Below are 4,019 nucleotides of genomic sequence, written 5' to 3'. Positions count from 1 at the left end.
TTCTGCTTCTCGGTGTAACCAGGTAGGCCAATCCGTATGCGAAGGCGGTGAATGTCGCATGCAACCCAGGCGAGCGTGTAGACGAAGTCGTCGTTGTGCGCGAAGCTGCCCGGCATCAGCTTTTCCATGCGGGCATGTCCGTTGTTGACGACCTTCATGGACCGACGCGTCTTCTCGTCACTAGGACCGAATTCGAACCAGGTCCAGAAGTGGTTGCTGGTGTCGTCTGCCCGGGCATCGGGAGCCGTGATCATTTTGCCCTTGTTGGCGCGCGCCAGCGTCTCCCCACCCCAAGGCGGCAACATGAAGTATGGAACCCCCACCGAATACAGGTAGTTCATGAGGAAGTTGTCGACGTAGTAGCAGGTCGTCAGTTTCCAGATGCGTTCGTAGTCGACGTAAGGATCGAGCGTTTCTATTTCTTTGGCGATCCACTTGTAGGGCATATCCGCTCCTTCTGCCGATTTTCAGGTGGGCGTCGACACCTCGGTCGACCCTGTGCTGCTGATCCAATCCAGATGCTGCAAAGCCCTGGTGACGCGATGTCCCGTCTGAGCCTGCCAGTGAGTGGCATGGCTCACAATCCGCGAAACGCGGCTGTCAACCGGGCATCAGAAGCACGTTTGCCCTGGTCCGTCGGCCACCGTGTGGCATCACCCGTTCGGTATCCGGATTGCGCGGACGTGCCGCCGCGAGCGTCACCGTCACGCCGGCCGACCAATGCTTTGTGGGCTACAGAGCCCGGAAACCCTGAAGGGTTTCCGATGGTGTCTCACCGAAGCACTCGCGATAGCTACCCGCGAACCGGCCCAGGTGCATGAAGCCCCAGCGCGAGGCAATATCGGTGACATTCTCGGAGGAGCCGGCTCGCAGAAGATCACGGCGCGCTCCGCGGAGGCGTTCCATTCGAACGTAAGTCGTTGGCGTCATTCCGAAGTGACGTTGGAAGCCTTCTTGCAAAGATCGCGGACTCATGCTCACTTCACGCGCGATCGACGCAACGTCGATGGGTTCTGCCAGGTGGGCATGTACGTAATCCGCTGCCCGTTGCAGGGTTGGCGCCGTTGGCGGCTTCATCGGACCACCGCTGCGATGCTGCAGGTCCAACGCCTGCAGCCCGCTCGAGTAGTCGTGACGCGCGCTGACGAGCAGGCCCGTCATGATGCTCCGACCGAGACTCTCTGCCATCAGGGGGTGCGGTTGCAGGTAGTTCGGATCACGCAACTGCGTCGCGAGATCCCGCAGCAGGGACACCCACGTGGCCACGTGCGGCTTCCTCAGGTCCAGATCGAACTCGAACTCGATGGGCTCTTCGACCTGGCGTCGAATGAGACTCGACAGTTCGTTCTCGAGCGCCCGCCGATCGATCTTCACGGCGAGAACGCGCGTAGTGCCATCCCCCCAGCCACGCATGACGGTGTCCTGATCGCATCGGTAGACATGTGCGCGGGACGTCGTCGCCACACTCGCGCTGGGACCGCACGCGGCATTCACCTCACCGCGAATGGGCACGTTGACGTGATAGGCCGACTCGAACGGCGGAGTTCTGACTCGGACGTGCGTATCCCACCACAGCCAACCGATTGTCACCGGGCCCAGGCGAGCTGCTTCGATGTGCATGGCGAAGTCGGCTGGGCGTCGCCCGAGAACTGTAACTTGATGCGTGTGGTAAAGGTCGTCGCCAAGGACGCGCGCTTCGTCGAGGTCTCGGCTGAAGATCGACAGACCATGGGTGTGAGGTTCGAGATCGTGCTCAGACACCCGACGTTGGGACCCAACTCATCGACTGGCCGCTGTGGAGGTGCTGCGCTGAAGGACTGGCCGTGCGCTTTGAGGCGATGTGCGACTCGTGCGCTGATTCCCAATCGATCGGAGCGGTCATAGCCACAACAGTTAGTCCAAAGTGCCCTAAATCACAACGTCGATTCCGTTCAATGGAAGCGAATTGTCGCTGTAGTGCGGGCCGGATGACGGGGTCGTCCGCTCACCGAATGCCAACACGTGCCACGGCCCCACTTCCATCGAGGTAATGCCTCCTCTCGCAGTTCCTTCTCCACGCTGCCTCGCCCGTTGCCCGGGTAGCCGGACGTTCGCCCCGCCCCAGGGTCGGTGTTCAAAAATCGAACACTCCGTCCTGTTGTGACCTGATGCACACTTGTCGAGTACGAAATGAGAGGAGGTCAACGATGTCGGTACTGCGACAGTGGGAGGCATTTCATGCCGGTCAACTCACCGTGCCTGTCGACCACAACGTTCTGACCTCTTGGCGTCGGTCGAAGTGGAGCGGCATCGACCCACTCGACGTCCCAATTCCACATACCGAAATTCCCGCGGACTCACACTTCCATCGCGTTGCGACACCTGTCCTACTTCGGATGGCGGAATCGCTCGCCGATTCGAGCACCAGCCTCGCTCTGGCTGATAAGCGGGGAAACGTTCTGTGGAGGTGGACGAGCGAGAACAGCCTGGCCCGCGATCTCGACAGCGTGCATATGGTGCCCGGCGCGGTGTTCGACGAGTCCAAGGTCGGCACCAACGGCATCGGTACTGCAATCGAAACCGGTCGGCTGGCAGTGGTCGTCGGCGCCGAACATTACGTGGGATCGTTCCATCGCTGGGCCTGTGCTGCGGCACCGGTTCGTCATCCGATGACCGGCCGCATAGTCGGAGCAGTCAACGTCACCTGCCGCGCAGGCGACGCCAATCAGTTCTTTCGATGGGCGGCCCAGTCGATGGCCGACGACGTCGGTCATTCGTTGAACAGCGATCTCACCTCCCGAGAACGCCGCCTCTACGACGCCTACCTCCACGCAAGCCGGCGTACATCGTCACCGTTGATCGCGGTGGACGAACGAACGATCATCGCAGACGAAATTGCCTCCCACATCGGCCTCGATCACCGAACCGTGTGGCGAGCCGTCCGGGGTGAAAAGACGGGATCGACAGTCGATCTCGCCTCCACGTTGACGGCACTGATCACCCGGATCGACGAGCATCAACCGACCAGCGGAGCACTGCTCGAGGTCAGAATCGACGCCGAGAGCACCTCTCCTCGGCCGGTCCCGGCTACCGCGGAACCCGAGCGACTGCTCCACCGCCACTTGAGTCCACTGGAAGTCGCCGAGTACGAAGTAGTCAAAGCTGCGATGTCCGAGGCCGGTGGAAACAAGACCGCAGCAGCCGCGCGTTTGGAGATCTCTCGCGGCACGCTCTACCAAAAATTGGAAAAGTACCGCCTCCTCAATTACTGAGCACCCGACGAAACGAATGTTGTTGTACGACAACAACATTTGGGGCCCTCGCGCCAAGATCCGCGTCGAACGCCGCCTGCCGCGCCTACATCAGACCCCCGTAGCACAGCCCGCTGCCCAAACAGGAAGAAGAACGCCATGACCACACTCGAGACGTCTTACGATGCCGTCGCCAGCTACGTTCCCGACCTCGGCAACATCTGGGTCCCCTGGGACGAAGCCAGCGGATCGGAGATCAAACTTGTCAAACTCAATCCCTCCACTGGCGAGATGATCGTCTTCATCAAGACTCCACCCGGCAAAACCCTCACCAAGCACTTCCATCCCGGCACCGTTGTCGTCTACGTCGTTCAAGGCTCCTGGACCTACAACGAAGGATGGGTCGCGGGACCCGGGGACTCCGTCGTCGAAGCGGCCGGGTCCACACACGCACCGACCATGCTCGACGGAGACGAGCCCACCATCATCTTCGCCGTGATCCAGGGCTCGCTCGAATTTGTCGACGACGAGGGCAACCGCGTCGGCTACGACAACTGGCAGACCCTGCTCGAACGCTACAACAACCACTGCCGCACCCTCGGCGTCCCCGCCCGTGACCTGACCACATGGTGAAAAGCGAAGCAGCACAAAGCGTCGCCACAATCTCCTCGTAACACGAAAGGCACTAACATGACCGCTCTCATCGAACCCGGCCACTCCACCTTGCAGCAAACGCTCGAGCAGTACCAGCTCCCCGACGCCTTCCTCGACGGGAGCGAAGCGACATCG

3 protein-coding genes and 1 pseudogene are annotated in these 4,019 nt (G+C 61.0%); 2 read left to right on the top strand and 2 right to left on the bottom strand.

All coding sequences use genetic code 11. The annotated features are described in order from the left end of the window. Nucleotides 1–446 (bottom strand): annotated as a pseudogene (locus A2J03_RS00265) (hypothetical protein); the annotation flags it as partial. A gap of 286 nt (nucleotides 447–732) precedes the next feature. Then, entirely contained in the window at nucleotides 733–1,761 is a 1,029-nt protein-coding gene (locus A2J03_RS00260; protein ID WP_082897492.1) for an AraC family transcriptional regulator, read from the bottom strand. Nucleotides 1,762–2,186: 425 nt separating this feature from the next. Between A2J03_RS00260 and A2J03_RS00255 the strand changes: the two genes are divergently transcribed. Continuing rightward, the gene (locus A2J03_RS00255) at nucleotides 2,187–3,251 is read left to right on the top strand and encodes a helix-turn-helix domain-containing protein (protein ID WP_068368109.1); all 1,065 of its coding nucleotides are present in this window, start codon (nucleotides 2,187–2,189) and stop codon (nucleotides 3,249–3,251) included. Nucleotides 3,252–3,389: 138 nt separating this feature from the next. Then, on the top strand, nucleotides 3,390–3,863 hold the full coding sequence (locus A2J03_RS00250; RefSeq protein ID WP_068368105.1) for a 2,4'-dihydroxyacetophenone dioxygenase family protein: 474 nt from the start codon (nucleotides 3,390–3,392) through the stop codon (nucleotides 3,861–3,863). Nucleotides 3,864–4,019: the final 156 nt, after the last annotated feature.

It is taken from the genome of Rhodococcus sp. EPR-157 (assembly GCF_001647195.1).
Taxonomy (GTDB): domain Bacteria; phylum Actinomycetota; class Actinomycetes; order Mycobacteriales; family Mycobacteriaceae; genus Rhodococcoides.
The sequence above is the reverse complement of the archived record's forward strand: the minus strand, read 5'-3'. Positions and strand labels throughout refer to the sequence as shown.

What these genes read in the sequence shown, in the direction of transcription:
- A2J03_RS00255 (WP_068368109.1), top strand. Translation starts at nt 2,187, where the DNA reads ATGTCGGTACTGCGACAGTGGGAGGCATTTCATGCCGGTCAACTCACC.
- A2J03_RS00250 (WP_068368105.1), top strand. Translation starts at nt 3,390, where the DNA reads ATGACCACACTCGAGACGTCTTACGATGCCGTCGCCAGCTACGTTCCC.